Annotated in this window: 10 protein-coding genes and 1 pseudogene; 6 read left to right on the top strand and 5 right to left on the bottom strand. The window is 69.4% G+C overall.

Features of this window, described 5'->3' with window-relative positions; translation table 11 throughout:
* Positions 1-150: 150 nt before the first annotated feature.
* The gene (locus ABZ396_RS26575) at positions 151-654 is read right to left on the bottom strand and encodes a MarR family transcriptional regulator (protein ID WP_358922211.1); all 504 of its coding nucleotides are present in this window, start codon (positions 652-654) and stop codon (positions 151-153) included.
* Between the two features lie 291 nt (positions 655-945).
* On the opposite strand from ABZ396_RS26575, the pseudogene ABZ396_RS26580 reads away from it, so the two are divergent.
* Both ABZ396_RS26580 and ABZ396_RS26585 read left to right on the top strand, forming a co-directional pair.
* Positions 946-1,209: pseudogene (locus ABZ396_RS26580) on the top strand (DEAD/DEAH box helicase); the annotation flags it as partial.
* Between the two features lie 103 nt (positions 1,210-1,312).
* The gene (locus ABZ396_RS26585; protein WP_359186119.1) at positions 1,313-2,953 is read left to right on the top strand and encodes a sugar porter family MFS transporter; all 1,641 of its coding nucleotides are present in this window, start codon (positions 1,313-1,315) and stop codon (positions 2,951-2,953) included.
* A gap of 130 nt (positions 2,954-3,083) precedes the next feature.
* Here ABZ396_RS26585 and ABZ396_RS26590 read toward each other — a convergent pair whose 3' ends face one another.
* Together ABZ396_RS26590 and ABZ396_RS26595 are read right to left on the bottom strand one after the other, a co-directional pair.
* Complete coding sequence (locus ABZ396_RS26590; protein ID WP_358922207.1) at positions 3,084-5,270, bottom strand: FUSC family protein; 2,187 nt, start codon at positions 5,268-5,270, stop codon at positions 3,084-3,086.
* A gap of 376 nt (positions 5,271-5,646) precedes the next feature.
* On the bottom strand, positions 5,647-6,111 hold the full coding sequence (locus ABZ396_RS26595) for a hypothetical protein (protein ID WP_358922205.1): 465 nt from the start codon (positions 6,109-6,111) through the stop codon (positions 5,647-5,649).
* Positions 6,112-6,397: 286 nt separating this feature from the next.
* Here ABZ396_RS26595 and ABZ396_RS26600 point away from each other — a divergent pair, with 286 nt between their 5' ends.
* Together ABZ396_RS26600 and ABZ396_RS26605 are read left to right on the top strand one after the other, a co-directional pair.
* On the top strand, positions 6,398-7,714 hold the full coding sequence (locus ABZ396_RS26600) for a family 16 glycosylhydrolase (protein ID WP_358922203.1): 1,317 nt from the start codon (positions 6,398-6,400) through the stop codon (positions 7,712-7,714).
* 83 nt (positions 7,715-7,797) lie between these two features.
* On the top strand, positions 7,798-9,000 hold the full coding sequence (locus ABZ396_RS26605) for a glycoside hydrolase family 64 protein (protein WP_358922201.1): 1,203 nt from the start codon (positions 7,798-7,800) through the stop codon (positions 8,998-9,000).
* A gap of 391 nt (positions 9,001-9,391) precedes the next feature.
* On the opposite strand, the gene ABZ396_RS26610 is transcribed toward ABZ396_RS26605, so the two are convergent.
* Together ABZ396_RS26610 and ABZ396_RS26615 are read right to left on the bottom strand one after the other, a co-directional pair.
* Complete coding sequence (locus ABZ396_RS26610; protein ID WP_358922199.1) at positions 9,392-10,306, bottom strand: RNA polymerase subunit sigma-70; 915 nt, start codon at positions 10,304-10,306, stop codon at positions 9,392-9,394.
* Between the two features lie 11 nt (positions 10,307-10,317).
* Positions 10,318-10,872 (bottom strand): dihydrofolate reductase family protein, encoded by a 555-nt coding sequence (locus ABZ396_RS26615; protein ID WP_358922198.1) that lies wholly within the window; start codon positions 10,870-10,872, stop codon positions 10,318-10,320.
* A gap of 570 nt (positions 10,873-11,442) precedes the next feature.
* On the opposite strand from ABZ396_RS26615, the gene ABZ396_RS26620 reads away from it, so the two are divergent.
* The gene (locus ABZ396_RS26620; RefSeq protein WP_358922196.1) at positions 11,443-12,837 is read left to right on the top strand and encodes a LytTR family transcriptional regulator DNA-binding domain-containing protein; all 1,395 of its coding nucleotides are present in this window, start codon (positions 11,443-11,445) and stop codon (positions 12,835-12,837) included.
* 39 nt (positions 12,838-12,876) lie between these two features.
* Positions 12,877-15,114 (top strand): catalase/peroxidase HPI, encoded by a 2,238-nt coding sequence (katG, locus tag ABZ396_RS26625; protein ID WP_358922194.1) that lies wholly within the window; start codon positions 12,877-12,879, stop codon positions 15,112-15,114.
* Positions 15,115-15,412: the final 298 nt, after the last annotated feature.

The following is a 15,412-nucleotide window of genomic DNA, read 5'->3' on the forward strand; positions in this document are numbered from 1 at the left end:
GAGGGCCTGCAATCCAGCGGGAATCCGGCTGCGCGCGGCTCTGCCCTTCGACGGTCGACGGCCGTCGCGGCAGCACAGAACTCACGGCCGATGCCACCGTTTCAATGCCCCGGCCGGCACGGCGGCCGGGGCTGACACGCCGTGCCCTGGTCATGGGCCGCCGTTGGGCTGCCCCTTCGCCCTGCGGTTCTGAGTGGCCAGAAACCCCTGGAGTCCTTGCCTGAGAGCCTCCCGCTCAGCCGGCTTCATGGCCCCGAGCACGACGGCCAGGGCGTGCGCCCTGCGCGAGGCCACCTCGTCCAGAATGCGGTGGCCTTGCCGGGTCAGGAGCAGCCGCACCTCGCGCCGCTTGCGCGGATGCAGCACGCGCTCCAGCAGACCGGCCGCTTCCAGCCGGTCGCACAGCCGGCTCGCGGTGGGCAGCCCGATCTCCATGCCCACCGCCAAGGCGGTGAGGTTGAGGCCCGGCTCCTCCTCCAGTATCCGCAGAGCACGCAGTTGGTGCGGCGACAGGCGCAGGCTCGCCCTCTGCGCGGCTTCCGACCACAGGTGGGCCAGGCAGTCCACGGCGTCGGCCAGCACCGAGGCGAGGGAGGCGGGACCATCGCGCGGTCCGCCCGATCGGTCGTCCCCGGAGCCATTGAGACCAGTCACGAAGGCATCGCTTTCAGAATCCCGCCGCCATTGCAGGTACCACCTATGCAAACGCCGTACCCGAAGAGTCGCCGGGCAAGCACCCCCAACCGGGAGAGTCGGGTCGTCGCGCTCGCGCGGTGAGGGTACTGGGTCGGTATCCCGGCGCGAGGTTATGCCTTGTGTTAGTCTCATGCGTTTGCGTGGTCGTCGCGGTGGGTGATTCTGCCTCTTCGGTTCCGCTAGTGCGTGGGCTGTGCTGTTCAATCCTGCCGGGCCTTCCTCGGTACGTTCCCCTGCGGAAGGCTGTTCATGAAGCATCCCGATGACTCCGGCATCGCTCACGGCGGTCTCGCCCAGCCCGGGGCCACGACCCCGGCGCTGCCCCCGGCCGTATCCTTCGCCGGTCTGAAACTGCCGGTGTAGGTGCTGCGGACACTGAGCGGACTCGGGGTGCGCGAACCCTTTCCGATCCAGGCCGCCACACTGCCCGATGCCCTGCAGGGGCGCGACGTCCTTGGACGCGGGCGCACCGGATCGGGCAAGGCGCTCGCTTTCGGCCTGCCGCTGCTGACTGCGAGCCAGCGGTCGTTCAGGCGTAAGAGCGGCGGCTGAGTCGGTCGGTCCCGCGGTCCGGCCGCTTAACTCGCACTCTGCGCGCTGTCCGCTCGCGCGCCCGGTGCCGTCGCCCGCACCGTGGCATGTCCGTGTGCGCGTTGCGGACGAGGCGTGGCCGGCGGTCTCGCCTGCGGGGATGGCCCAGCCGCAGCACGCCGGACGGCGTGTTGATCGCGTCGCGGCCGGGAGCGGGGCAGCCACAGACGGGCTGGGCCGTTCACTTGGGCCCCCGGCTTCTCCGGTGCAACGATGGAAGAGGGGCGTTCGCCGCTCCGGAGGAACTATGTCCTCAGCTCTTGCCACAGCGAAGGCGCCGCCGGTCAAGGAGCTGAACGGGCGGATGCTGATGGCGGCCGTGGTATCCGCGATCAGCGGCATGCTGTACGGCTACGACACGGGCATCATCTCCGGTGCGCTGCTGCAGATCTCGGGGGAATTCCACATCGGGAACGGCATGAAGCAGGTCATCGCGGCCGGCATCCTGCTGGGCGCCGTGATCGGCGCGCTCGCCTGCAGCGTGCTGTCCGAGCGCATCGGCCGGCACCGCACGATCCTGGTGATCTGCACGGTGTTCGTTCTGGGCAGTGTGACGTGCTCGCTCGCCCCTACGGCGCTCACCCTGGCCCTGTGCCGGGTGCTGCTCGGCTTCGCCGTCGGCGGCGCGACGCAGACCGTGCCCATGTACGTGGCCGAGCTTTCCCCCAAGAGGATCCGTGGACGCCTTGTGCTCTGTTTCCAGCTCGCCATCGGCGTCGGCATCGTCATCGCCACGCTCGTGGGCGCGAGCGAGTCGGTTTCGTGGCGGACGGCGATCGGCGCGGCCGCCGTACCGGCACTGGTGATGCTGGTCCTGCAGCTGCGCCTGCCCGAGAGCCCGCGGTGGCTGATCGTCACACATGGCCGTGTGGACGAAGCGGGGAAGGTGCTCGAGCAGATGCGGCCCGAGGGATACGACGTCTTCTCCGAACTCGAGGAGATCGTGGCCCTGGCGGGACGCCTGCACCGGATCAGCCGTCACCATCGCGGGTGGGCGGGGCTGCGGCAGCCATGGGTACGCCCGGCCTTGGTGGTCGGCTGCGGCATCGCCGTCTTCACCCAGCTGTCCGGCATCGAAATGATCATCTACTACGCCCCGACCATCCTGACCGACAACGGCTTCTCCAAGACGGTCGCGCTGTGGGTCAGCGTGGCACTGGGCGTGACCTACCTGGTGATGATGGTGGTCGGCCTGGCGATCGTGGACAAGGTCGGGCGTCGTCGGCTGACCCTGGTGATGGTGCCCGGCGCGGCGCTCAGCCTGTTCGTGTTGGGTGCCTTCTTCGTCACCGGCCATGCCGGCCGCGCTTACGTGCCGGCCATCGTCGCCTGCCTGCTGGTCTTCATGTTCTTCAACGCCGGCGGGCTCCAGCTGATGGGCTGGCTGACCGGTTCCGAGATCTACCCCCTGGCGGTGCGTGCCGCTGCGACGGCCGTGCAGTCGGCCACGTTGTGGGGCACGAACCTGCTGATCACGCTGACCTTGCTGACGATGATCAGCATCTTCGGTGTGGGCCAGGTGTTCTGGATCTACGGGATGTTCAACGTCGCGGCATGGCTGTTCGTGTGGTGGCGGATGCCGGAGCTCTCCGGGCACAGCCTTGAGGACATCGAGAGGCATCTGAAGAGTGGGAAGTTCCGCCCTCGTGACTTCGCCCGCGTCTGACGCGAGCCACGCGGCGAAGCGCGGCTCCGAACCAGGTGGGGAACTGATCGCTCCGGACGGTGTGACGGCGCTCTGCACGGCGGGGAGACCGCTTCCCGCTCCAGGAGGATCGGCGCTCCCCGTCGCGTCGTCACCGACCTCGGTGCGCGGGTCCTGGTTCGTTACCTCCCGCCACCTCACCTTCCGCCACCTCGGCGGCCCGCACCCGTTGCTCCTCGCGGGCGGACCCGAGGTCCCGTTCCAGGGGTGTGCGGCTCACGGCCGTCGTGAGGTCCTCCAAGGCCCGCACCTGCAGTTCCGTCCCATGCTGCAGCACCGGGGCACGGTCTCCGGCGGCGTCCTGCCACGCGTTCAGCGCCTCCGTGACGCGCCCCCAGCCGGGATTCTTGTGCTCGCGCACGTCGGCTGCCGCATGAGCGGTGTCCGCCTCCAGGGCCTCGGCGAAGCGCTCGGCCTCGGGGACGAAACGGCTGTCGGCCCGCGGGATGTGGCTCTCCATGAGCATCGCCGCCCGGCCGAACTCCTTGAGCGCCTCCTGCGCCTCCTCAGCCTCGCGCGACGTCAGGCCCCTGGGGCGGATCGGTTCCTGCCTTGCCCGGTCGTAGGCCTCCTGCCAGGCGGCACGTGCCTCCCTGCTCGCCAGCAATGCCCTGCGCATGTCGGCGCGATGCTCCCGGGTCGGTTCGGCGTAGCTGCGGAGCACCGCGGCCGCGTAGCGGCCGTTGGCGGTGAGCCAATCCGCGAGCCGGTCCGGCAGCCGGGGCGTCTCCCATGCGGGGAACGCCATGTACGCCAGCATCGCCAGGGCCCCGCCGAGCAGGGTGAGCACCACCCGCTCCGGGACCGTCTGCTCCCACGCCTGGCCGCCCATGCCGAGCAGAAAGACGACGTACGCCGCAGTGAAGCACTGGGAGTAGGCGTAGCCGGTACGGTCCAGCGTGTACGACAGGCCCGCCGAGACCACTGCCAGCGCGCCGGACACAAGGGCGTCCGGGACCAGGGTCCGCACCATCCCGGTGGCGAGCGCGACCCCCGCGAGGGTCCCGGCGAGACGGGCAACCGCACGCGCATACGTCCGGTGGAAGTCCGGCCGCATCACCATCACCGAGGCGATGGGCGCCCAGTAGCCGTGGCCCAGCGGTAGCCGGGCGGCGATCAGATAGCCCAGCGTGGCCACCGCCGCCAGGCGGACGGCGTGCCGGAACACGGGCGAGTCCTGGCGAAGCTCACGTCGGACCGCCCCGACGACGACCGGGAACAGCCGGAACATTGTCGGGCGCACCAGGAACTGGGCGCCCGCGGGGCCGGGCGGCGTGAGCGTCTTCCTACGCGCGCCGCTCCCGGCGATCTCCAACACCTCGCCGAGCAGTTCCACGAGCCGCTCGGCGGACTGCAGCGCGGGCCCCTCCAGCACTTCGTGCTCCTCGTCGACGCGCAGCACGTCCGCGGTGTGGGGTGGCACCTCGGCGGGATCGCCGCGGCGGATCGAACGGGCGGCCGCGTCGAGCACGTCGGCGGCGGCGTTCAGCAACTCCCGCGCGCGGTCTCGCCCGGGGCCCTCCGCCGGGGCGCCGACGTCCGGATCGGCGAGCGCAGCGACGACCGGCCGGATGCGCTCGGCGAGGCCCCGGGGGCCGTGGAGGACGGGGGGACGGGTGCGGGCCTGTGATGGCGTCACGGCGGCCGCGTCCCGGGCCGTCATCAACGGCTCCGGGTCGAACGGGGCGGTGGGGTCGTGCCGCAGCCGACGGGCGTAGTCCGCCACGGCGGCCAGGGCGTCGGCGAGCGCGTCACGATGCGCCCCCCAACGGCGGATCGGGAACAGCAGGATCAGCAGCGCCTGCACCACGCCTCCGAGCGCGATGACCCCGGCGTGCTCCAGGGCTCGCCCGACGCTCGTGGGCAGGGTGACGGTCACCAGCATGCTGCCGACCGTCGTCGCCGCGACGATGCCGGCGGTCGACCCGACGGCCCACGCCATCCCTGCGGCAAAGGCCCAGACGGCCAGCAGCGGGAGGAACGTCACGAGTCGCCCCGCCGCCAGGTAGCCCACGAATGTACTGAGCGCCAGACCCGCGCCCGCACCGAGCGCGATCACCTTGCGCGGACGCCAGGTGCGCTGGAAGGTGGCCCCACCTGCGGAGTAGGCACCGAGGGCGGCAGACGCGGCGTACGCGGGGGAGACCAGCCACAGCGCCAACCCGATGACGATCGCCACCCCGGCGGCCGTGCGCAGCGCGAGCAGGGGCTCCAGCCGCGTCTCCTCGATCCTGAGCCCGGATCGCACAACCTCCCCGAAGGCCCGCAGCCACGTCACGGGTGTGAGCCTAGGCGGAACGTCCTGCCGGGTCGCGCCGGCCGCGCCGCCGCCTCCTCCTGGCGGCGCCGCGCTTGTTGGTAAGCCCGGGTATCAGCCGTTGCGGAATGGCTTTGGGTGCGGATCCTCTGAAGTGACGGTGGGGATCAGGCGGTGAGGCTGTAGTTCCGCTGGTCGGGGCCTGGGTAAAGGCGTTGGTGTTCGCGGGCCGCGTGAAAGTTCCAGTAGTCCTCGAAGTCGCCGTTCGTGATCAGTGCGCGGAGTTGGTGGGAGCGCTGCTGGCTCCCGATGGAGCTCTCAGTGCATGGGTCGAGTGCAATCACGTCGACGCCCCGGGCCTGGAGACCCGAAGCGGGCCGGCCAGGGCCCGGCGGCGTCACTCCTGGGGCCCGCTGAGGATGCGGGAGACCAGGCGAGCCAGATCGCGGAGCAGACTGGCGGATGTCCCCGGCTTGGTCACCCGGAAGCGGAACTCCGACTTCCCCTCGGTGCGCTTGATCTCGATGTCTATCTTCGTCTGAAGCCAGGACACCAGGGCGCCCAACAGTACTGCGGAGACGACGGCATGCTCCACGCTCATCTGCTCGTCCGCGGGCGGATCGGCCAGGACGGCCGCAGTGAGCTGCGCTGTCTCGGCGTCATGAGACAGCTCGGCAAGGAGTCGACGTGCGGCGGCATGGTCGTGCACGCCCTCCAGCGCCGCGGCCACGGCCTCGGGCGATCGGCCAGCCGCACGGAGCAGGGCCTCGATCAAAGTTTGGGCCTCGGAGGCATCCAGGGGTGTCTGGATCGGGTCGGAACCGCCGAGGTCCTCGGCGATCTCCTGGAGGGAGAGCTGCACCGAACGGTCGGCCGGCCCGCAGAGCCCTTCGCTTAAGTGAGACTTAAACGCTTCTTAAGCGACCTTGAGTCTCGGCTGGCTTCCCAAGTAGCCGCAGTTCAGCCGGTGTTGGGGGTGTCACGGACAAGTTGGCCGAGGTGACGGTCGTGCGTACCATCGGGGTCCATCCGCGGCTCACCGCAGTCGAGAGAGCGCTCTCAAGCGGAACGCTCCGCCTCCTCGTGTGCGGTCCGCCGTACGGGTAGGAACCACCTGAATCCCCCACAGACAAGGTGTCATCCCAGCCATGGCAGCTCATCGCGCTCGGCGTTGGACGCTCGGCGGACTGGTCTCACTGGTCGCCGCCGCACTCGTCACCGCCGTCCTCATCACAACGACCGGTTCCTCGGCGAACCAGGCCAGCGCCGGAACCGCCACGGTGACCTGGTCCGACGACTTCGACGGCAGTGCCGGAAGCGCACCCGACCCCGGCAAGTGGACGCTCGAGACCGGTGGTTCGGGCAACGGCAACCATGAGTTGCAGTACTACACGCCGGGCAACCAGAACGCCGCCCTCGACGGCAACGGCCACCTGGTGATCACGGCGCGCAAGAACACCGACTCCGGCTTGCAGTGCTGGAACGGGACGTGCCAGTACACGTCAGCCCGGCTCAACACGTCCCGCAGCTTCAGCCAGGCGTACGGCCACTTCGAGTCCCGCATCAAGATCCCGCGCGGCCAGGGGATCTGGCCGGCCTTCTGGATGCTCGGCAACGACCTCGGAAGCGCGGGCTGGCCCGACAGCGGGGAGATCGACGTCATGGAGAACGTCGGTCACGAGCCCGGCGCGGTCCACGGCACCATCCACGGCCCCGGCTATTCCGGTTCCGGTGGCCTCGGCGCCGCCTACACCCTGCCCGACGGCAAGGCGTTCGCCGACGACTTCCACGTCTTCGCCGTCGACTGGAGCCCGACGGCGATCACCTGGTCGGTGGACGGGCACGCCTACGAGACCCGCACGCCGGCCGACCTCGGTGGCAAGAAGTGGGTCTACGACCACCCGTTCTTCCTCATCCTGAACCTCGCCGTCGGCGGCGACTGGCCCGGCAGCCCCGACTCGACCACCTCCCTCCCGCAGACGATGACCGTCGACTACGTCCACGTCTCGACCTCCGGCACGGGCGGCTCCACCGGCTCCACCGGCTCCACCGGTTCGACCGGCTCCACCGGTTCGACCGGCAAGAGCGGTGCCATCAAGGGAATCGGCGGGATGTGTGTCGACGTCGCCGGCGCTTCCGCCGCGGACGGCACGCCGGTCCAACTGCACGACTGCACCGGCGCCGACGCCCAGAAGTGGACGCTGGGCAGTGACGGCACCGTCCGCGCGCTGGGCAAGTGCCTCGACGTACGCGGCGGTTCCGCCGAGGACGGCACCCCCGTTCAGCTCTACAGCTGCGACGGCAGCAAAGCCCAGCAGTGGACCTACACCTCCGCCCACGACCTGACCAACACCGGGGCGAACAAGTGCCTCGACGCCAAGGGCAGTTCGGCAGCCGACGGCACCCGGCTGCAGATCTCGGCCTGCGTCGGCACCGCCAACCAGAAGTGGACAGCCGTGGGCTGACCCCGCACGGCGGAGCGGCACACCCCACCCCACCCCCCACTCGCGTCCGCGAGGCACACGTACCAAGGAAAGGCACCCCCCACATGGCACCTCGTCATCAGCGCAGTCTCACCCGCCGCAAACTGTTCGTCGCCCTGGGCGGAGCGGCCGTGGCCGCCCCCGCCGTCGCGGCCCTGGGGCCCTACGCCCTCGCCGGTACGACGGACAACGGCACGAAGGCCGCCACGGCGGGAGCTCTCCCGCTGACGATCGTCAACAACAGCGGCTCGTTCGGCAACGCCTCGGTGCACGTCTACATCGTCGGAAACCAGGACGGGAAGCAGGTCCGGGTCACCCCTGACGGCACCCTGGCCCCGATAGCCCTGTCCGACAACGGCGCGGACGGCTTCACCGACTACGCCCTCTCCCTGCCCGCGAGCGGGCAGGCCACCCTCACGCTGCCCTACATGTCGGGCCGCATCTACGTGTCGCTCGGCGAGAAGCTGAAGTTCAAGGCCGTCGCGGACGGAAACGGCAACGCGGCGCTCCAGTACCCCGCCGGCTGGGTGACCTCCGACCCCAACTACCGAGTGCTGCACGACTGCGCCGAGTTCACCCACAACGCCTCCGGCATGTTCTGCAACACGACCATGGTCGACATGTTCAGTGTGCCGATGAGCATCCGGCTGACCGGAGCCAAGGACCAGACCACGGGCACCCTGCGCGACGGCGGCAGGGCCGCGGTGTTCAGCGCGGTCAAGCAGGTCGCCGAGTTCGCCCCCCTGGTCGTCGACGACCTCCGCGTCATCGCTCCCGGACACGGCCTGGACGCGGGCCTGTTCGCCCATGACTACTTCGCCCCGTACATCGACCAAGTGTGGAGCACCTACACCGGCAAGGACCTCACGGTCACCACCAACGCGGGCACCTTCACCGGCCGGGTGCGCGCCGACAAGTTCACGTTCGACGGTCCGGCCCCGGTCGCCTTCAGCAAGCCGTCGACCCGCGACGTCCTCTTCTGCGACGGCAACCTCGCCGCACCCAACGACGGCACCACCGGTCCCGTCGCCGCCGTCCTGGGCGCCGGCTTCAACCGCTCCACGCTGCTCGGCAACTCCGCCCAGCCGGTCACCGACGCATCGGCCTTCTACCGGACCGACCTCACCAACCACTACGCGAAGGCCGTACACGCGGCCACCCAGGACGGCAAGGCCTACGGCTTCGCCTTCGACGACGTCGCCGACTTCGCCTCCTACATCCAAGACACCACACCTACCGGGATCCGGCTGACCCTGACGCCGTTCTAGCGCGTGTCCTCGCGAACCGGATCGTGCCGTTGATGCCGGCCGATCCGGTTCGCGATCGGCGGTGGGCCGCCCATCGACGGGACCTGGACGGCGTCGCCCGACTCACTGCCGTCCGGCCGACAGCACGCAGCCGGCGCGCACGGAAGATGGCCGGGCGGTGATCGCGCGCTCTCCGTTGGGCTGCGAAGCAGCGCCAAAACGCCGGCCCGGGTGAACAGCTTCCTACCTGCTGCGGCCTTGCAACGCCGGCAGCAACACCGCCGCCGACCACATCGAAGCCACCAAGCCGGCCTTGGCCCAGCTGCCGAAACAGCTCCGGCGGGGGCGGCAGATCCAGCCGTAGATCGTGATCTTTCGGGGTGGTGGTGCAACCCCGAGCGGTTCTTCGCGCTCACAAGGACATGGGAAAGCCGAACCGCTTGACGAGCCCCGGATCCCCGAACGCGTTGATTCTCGCGATGCCCGCCGAGGTGACGGTGAGCAGGAGGATGCCGTAGGCCTGACCGCCGCAGTAGCCGACCGCCGCCGGCCGGCCGTTCGCGCTGGTCGGCAGCAACCGCCACGTGCCCGGCGAGCCCAGGACCTGCCGCACGAGATAGGGCACGCAGGCGGCGCGGCCGGAGAACCAGGTGCGCCAAGGCGTCGCCTCGACGCTGGCATCGACACGCAGCAGCTGTTCGAGCGCCGCGCCATCGGCCTCCTCGACTGCGGCGATGTAGTGCGCGAGGACGGCGCTCAGTTCGCCGGGCTCGACCGCTTCCTCGACGTCAGGTGGCGCCTGTTCCAGTCGCGCACGCGCGCGCTGCAGCATGCTCTTGACCGCTGCCGTGCTGGTGCCCATCACCTGCGCGACGTCCGACGCCGGCCACGCCAGGACGTCACGCAAGATGAACACCGCCCGCTGGCGGCCCGGCAACTGCTGGAGCGTGGCGATCAGCGCGATCCTCAGGCTGTCGCGCGCTGTCACGATCGCTGCCGGGTCGAGCATCGAGTCGGCGATGGGCTGAACCCACTGCACTTCCGTAGCCATCGGCGGGCTCATGGGGTCGTCGGCGGGTCCGCCGAGGCCCGACGGCAGGAAACGCCTACTGCGGTGCGACAACGCGGAAAGGCATACGTTGGTGGCGATCCGGTGGAGCCAGGTGCGCACCGACGACCTGCCCTGGAACGCCTCATACGAACGCCAGGCACGCAGGTATGTCTCCTGGACCACGTCCTCGGCGTCGTCCACCGATCCAAGCATGCGATAGCAGTGCGCCAGCAGTTCGCGCCGGTAGGGTTCCGTGTCGGTTGCGAAGTCTCCCATTGCGATCGACGCTACGGGGCGTAGGTGAGCGTGACGACTCCCGTCGCACTCGGCGTTGCGGCCACGAACCGCAGCGAGCCCGGCAGCGCACTGTCGAAGAGCCGCTTTCCCTCGCCGACGACAAGGGGGTGGACCCCGAGGTTCAGCTCGTCGATCAGGTTGTGATGGAGCAGAGTTCGCATCAGCGTGGAGCTGCCGTACATGACGATGTTGCCGCCGGGCTCCTGCTTGAGCTTCGCGACCGTCTGCGCCGCTTCACCGGTGAGGGCGACGGCGTTCCAGGGCAACGGGCCGCGCAGCGTCCTTGTCACGACGATCTTGGAAATGTCGTTCATCGCCTCGGCATACGGCCCGGTGTTGCGCGACCAGGCCTTCTCGATGATCTCAAAGGTCGCCCGTCCCAGCAGAAAGGTGTCGCTCGCCAAGAGGGCGTTGGTGGCCCGCCGGCGCGAGGCGTCGTCGAAATAGTCCAGTGCCCAGCCGCCGCGTTCGATCTCGCTGAATCCGCCCGGATCCTGGACCACGCCGTCAAGCGTGACGAATGCTCCCGCGATGAGCTTGCGCATGATGATCTCCGTCCTCGGGGTCGGACGTCCCGGCCCTCGCATATGAAGACTCGGGTCAGCTCCGAGAGGAATCGGTCGGTGTATCGGGACCGGTCACAATTGAGTCCGACGCGTGCCGGTGTTCAGTGACGAACGCCCTTGACCTGCAGAAAGCTGGCCGGCAGCCAGCGAAGTGAGCCACGACGCCCAGGCGACGGAGGATGCCGGCTTGGCGCAAACTCATGTCCGCAGAAAACTTGAGCGTCCGGCTGGCCGTAGGCGCTGCTCCAAGCACCGATCTACCGGGTGGACCGACGGCTGTGAGCCGCGCACCTGGCCCGCCGGTGCGCTGTCCAAGGCTGGGAAGCGACTTCTCGCACACGCGGCCCGGAGAGGGACGTGCGCGGCCCGGCTACGGAACCTACGGTGGGAAGTGCAGGTCTGTGACCCAGCCTGGAGTGAGTGACAAAGCAGGAAGACGCGCGACGCAGTGGCCCGTCCGCTGTAGGCCCCGCCGCGCTCAGCGGCGACCGGCGCGGACCGCGCGCACGCCGTCGGGCGTCGGGGATGGACCAAGGGCGGTTCTGAACCATGAGGGATGTACATCGGTTTGAGCCCATCTCGGCGAACCCGGGCAGCGGCACCGTGCTCGCGGCGTGGGAACGGTTCGTGCAGGGCGAGGATCACATCCCCGATGTCCGGCCCCTCGTGGCGATCTCCTGGCACCGCTGCCGGGAGCAATACAGGGTCGATCCTCACCTCACAGAGGCTCCCGTAGCTGTCGCGGAGCCCGACCATACGCCCGAGCACGATGTCGTCTTCGCTGAGCTGGGTTTTCGTGCCGCCTCCGTGGCACATGAAGTGGGCAACCTCGGCGGCGTCGTTACCGTCACCGATGCCACTGGCCGGATCTTGACCGAGTGGGGTGATCAAGCCACGCTCGCCAGAGCCGGCGACTCGAATCTGGCGCCTTGGTTCTGCTGGTCCGAGTGCGCGGTCGGCACGAACGGCATGGGCACGGCACTCGAGGCGCACGGCCCGGTACCGATCAGGGGCGCGGAGCACTGGTGCCAGGCATTCCACGACTGGGCCGGCGCGGGCATCGCGGTGCGTGACGTGGTGACCAGGGAACCGATCGCGGTCCTGAACATCTGCTGCTGGCGCAGCCAGCTTCCCGCGTCCGCGGAAAGCTGGCTGGCGAACGCGGTCACCATGACCCAGCACCCGCTGAAGAGGCGCGCCCGGGACAGCGGCGCCGAGTTGGTCGCTGCCTACACCCAGGCCAGGGCACGCTCCAGGGCGGCGCTCGCCGCGGTGGACACCGCGGGCAAGGTGGTGATCGCCGACGACATGGCAAGCGTGCTCCTGGGCGTCCCAGCATGCACGCCGGCGGTCGATCCCACACTGCGATGGAACCCCGGGCTGCCGGAATTGATCGCAGCCGTCCGGTATGCCACCAGCCAGGCGGCTCACAACCCTGACTGGGTCGGCTCGACGCAGATCTTTGCCCATCTCGCCGACGAGCCGACGTCGATCAGTATCCGACCCGTCTTCTCGTCCGGACACTTGATCGGGGACCTGGTCTCGTTCGGTGCTTCCGACGGGGCGCAGTTGCTCCAGGCGGAGGGGCCCGCGCACCCTTGGGTGCAGCCGCGCCGACTGGTCGCGATGCGCGGCAACCGGATGGTGCTGCTGCGGCTGCCGGAAGTCTCCTTCGCCGAATCGCAGGGAAACGACGTGTGGCTCTCCACCGATCAGGGGCGATTGCGATCCGCCTCTCTGAGCCTGGACAAGCTCGACAGTGAGCTGGCGGATGTCGGCTTCCTGCGGGTGCACCGCCGGTATGTGGTCAACCTCAGCCGCATCCGGGAGATCGAGCGCGGGCTCAAGGGCGAGCTGATTCTGGTCATGGACGACCGGACGAACCAGATGGTGCCGGTCTCCCGGCGGAACGCGTCGGCCGTGCGTCGCGCGCTGGACATCTGAGTAGCCCGGCACGCCCTCTCTTCCCGGAAGGAAATTCCCGTGTCTGACAGTCCGGACGCCGTGGTCGGCGAGACGAACCCCGGGAGCGCGGGCGGCCTCGGCCTCTCCGTCTCGGCCGGGCATCCCAGTCACCCGATCGCGGGCGCGAGCAACCGCGACTGGTGGCCGAACCGGCTCAACCTGACGATCCTGCGGAAAAACCCCGCCATGTCCGACCCCATGGGCGAGGACTTCGACTACGCCGCGGAGTTCCGGACGCTCGACCTCGACGGCCTGGCGCGGGACGTCGACGAGGTGCTGACGACGTCGCAGGAGTGGTGGCCGGCCGACTTCGGCCACTACGGGCCGCTCATGATCCGGATGGTGTGGCATTGCGCCGGGACGTACCGCATCGGCGACGGCCGCGGTGGCGCGGGCGCCGGCATGCAGCGTTTCGCGCCGCTGAACAGCTGGCCGGACAATCGCAACCTCGACAAGGCGCGCCGGCTGCTCTGGCCGGTGAAGAAGAAGTACGGCCGCAAGATCTCCTGGGCCGACCTGATGATCTTCGCGGGCAACCGCGCCCTGGAGACGATGGGCTTCACGACCTTCGGCTTCGCCGGCGGCCGGGCGGACGTCTGGGAGCCCGACGAGGTCTACTGGGGTCGCGAGCGCGCCTGGCTCGGCGACGAACGCCACGGCGGCGTCCGGGAGTTGGAGAACCCTCTGGCCGCCGTCCAGATGGGCCTCATCTACGTCAACCCGGAGGGACCGAACACCGTCCCGGACCCGCTCACCGCGGCCCGGGACATCCGCGAGACGTTCCGGCGCATGGGGATGAACGACGAGGAGACCGTCGCGCTGATCGCGGGCGGCCACACGTTCGGCAAGACCCACGGCGCGGCGGACCCGGACGCCTATCTCGGCCCCGAACCCGAGGCCGCCCCCCTCGAGGAGCAGGGCCTGGGCTGGAAGAGCAGCTACGGCACCGGAAAGGGCGCGGACACCATCTCCAGCGGGCTCGCGGGTACGTGGACACCCACCCCGACGAGATGGGACAACAGCTTCTTCGAGACCCTGTTCGGCTACGAGTGGGACCTGGAGCTGAGCCCCGCCGGTCTGTGGCAGTGGACCCCGAGAGACGGCGGCGGGGCCGGCACCGTGCCGGACGCCCACGACCCATCGACGACTCACGCCCCGACGATTCTGACGACGGACCTCGCGCTGCGGTTGGACCCGGTCTACGAGCCGATCTCGCGGCGCTTCCTGAAGAACCCGGACCAGCTCGCGGATGCGTTCGCCCGGGTCTGGTTCAAGCTGACGCACCTCGACATGGGCCCGATCCAGCGCTACCTCGGACCGCTGGTCCCCCGGGAGACGCTGCTTTGGCAGGACCCGGTCCCCGCCGTGGACCACGAGCTCGTCGGAGCGGCGGACATCGGCGCGCTCAAGACCCAGATCCTCGCCTCCGGGCTGTCGGTCTCCCAGCTCGTCTCGACCGCGTGGGCGTCGGCCTCGACGTTCCGCGTCAGCGACAAGCGCGGCGGGGCGAACGGCGCGCGCATCCGCCTCGAGCCGCAGCGGGGCTGGGAGGTCAACGACCCCGACACGCTGGCACAAGTGCTGCGCACCCTGGAGGGGATTCAGGAGTCCTTCAACAGCTCCCAGACCGGGGACAAGAAGATCTCGCTGGCCGACCTCATCGTGCTCGGCGGAGCCGCCGCCGTCGAGCAGGCCGCCAAGACCGCCGGCTACGACGTCCAGGTCCCCTTCACTCCTGGACGCACGGACGCCACCCAGGAGTGGACCGATGCGGAGTCCTTCGCCCCGCTGGAGCCGACCGCGGACGGGTTCCGCAACTACCGCGGCAAGGACAACCGGCTGCGGCCGGAGCACCTGCTGGTCGACCGCGCGAACCTGCTGAACCTGAGCGCGCCCGAGATGACCGTCCTGGTGGGTGGGCTGCGTGTGCTGGGCGCCAACTACCGGCAGACGCCGCTGGGCGTCTTCACCTCGGCGCCCGGGTCGCTGACCAACGACTTCTTCGTGAATCTGCTCGACACGGGCACGGAATGGAAGCCGACGTCCGCGACCGCGGAAACCTTCGAGGGTCGCGACCGCGCCACCGGCGGGGTCAAGTGGACCGGTAGCCGTGTCGACCTCGTCTTCGGCTCGAACTCCGAGCTGCGTGCCGTCGCGGAGGTCTACGCCAGCGACGACGCACGGGAGAAGTTCGTGCAGGACTTCGTCGCCGCGTGGGACAAGGTCATGAACCTCGATCGGTACGACCTCGCTTGATCGACGCGTCGCAGTGCGGCCCGGCTGCTCTTAACGGTGGCACATCGGGTACGAACGGCAGATGGTCGCGGACGAACGGCATGAGCCGGGCCGAACCAGGACTCACCTTGTCGGTGTGATTCGTCCGGCGTAGCGTGTTTCTCGACTACCGATTTCGCATCCTTTCCGGTGTTATTCATTCGGCGTAGCGCGCTCCTTGAGTACCGATTACAGCCGGGCATCGGGTGACGCCAAAAGGGAAATTTCGCGGTGTGTGCAACCGGCTGCGTCGTGCCGCTGTCAGTGCGGACGATACGAA

Source organism: Streptomyces sp. NPDC005866 (assembly GCF_040629895.1).
In the GTDB taxonomy this organism is placed as follows: Bacteria; Actinomycetota; Actinomycetes; order Streptomycetales; family Streptomycetaceae; genus Streptomyces.

What these genes read in the sequence shown, in the direction of transcription:
- ABZ396_RS26620 (WP_358922196.1), top strand. Translation starts at nt 11,443, where the DNA reads ATGAGGGATGTACATCGGTTTGAGCCCATCTCGGCGAACCCGGGCAGC.
- ABZ396_RS26600 (WP_358922203.1), top strand. Translation starts at nt 6,398, where the DNA reads ATGGCAGCTCATCGCGCTCGGCGTTGGACGCTCGGCGGACTGGTCTCA.
- ABZ396_RS26605 (WP_358922201.1), top strand. Translation starts at nt 7,798, where the DNA reads ATGGCACCTCGTCATCAGCGCAGTCTCACCCGCCGCAAACTGTTCGTC.
- ABZ396_RS26615 (WP_358922198.1), bottom strand. Translation starts at nt 10,872, where the DNA reads ATGCGCAAGCTCATCGCGGGAGCATTCGTCACGCTTGACGGCGTGGTC.
- ABZ396_RS26610 (WP_358922199.1), bottom strand. Translation starts at nt 10,306, where the DNA reads ATGGGAGACTTCGCAACCGACACGGAACCCTACCGGCGCGAACTGCTG.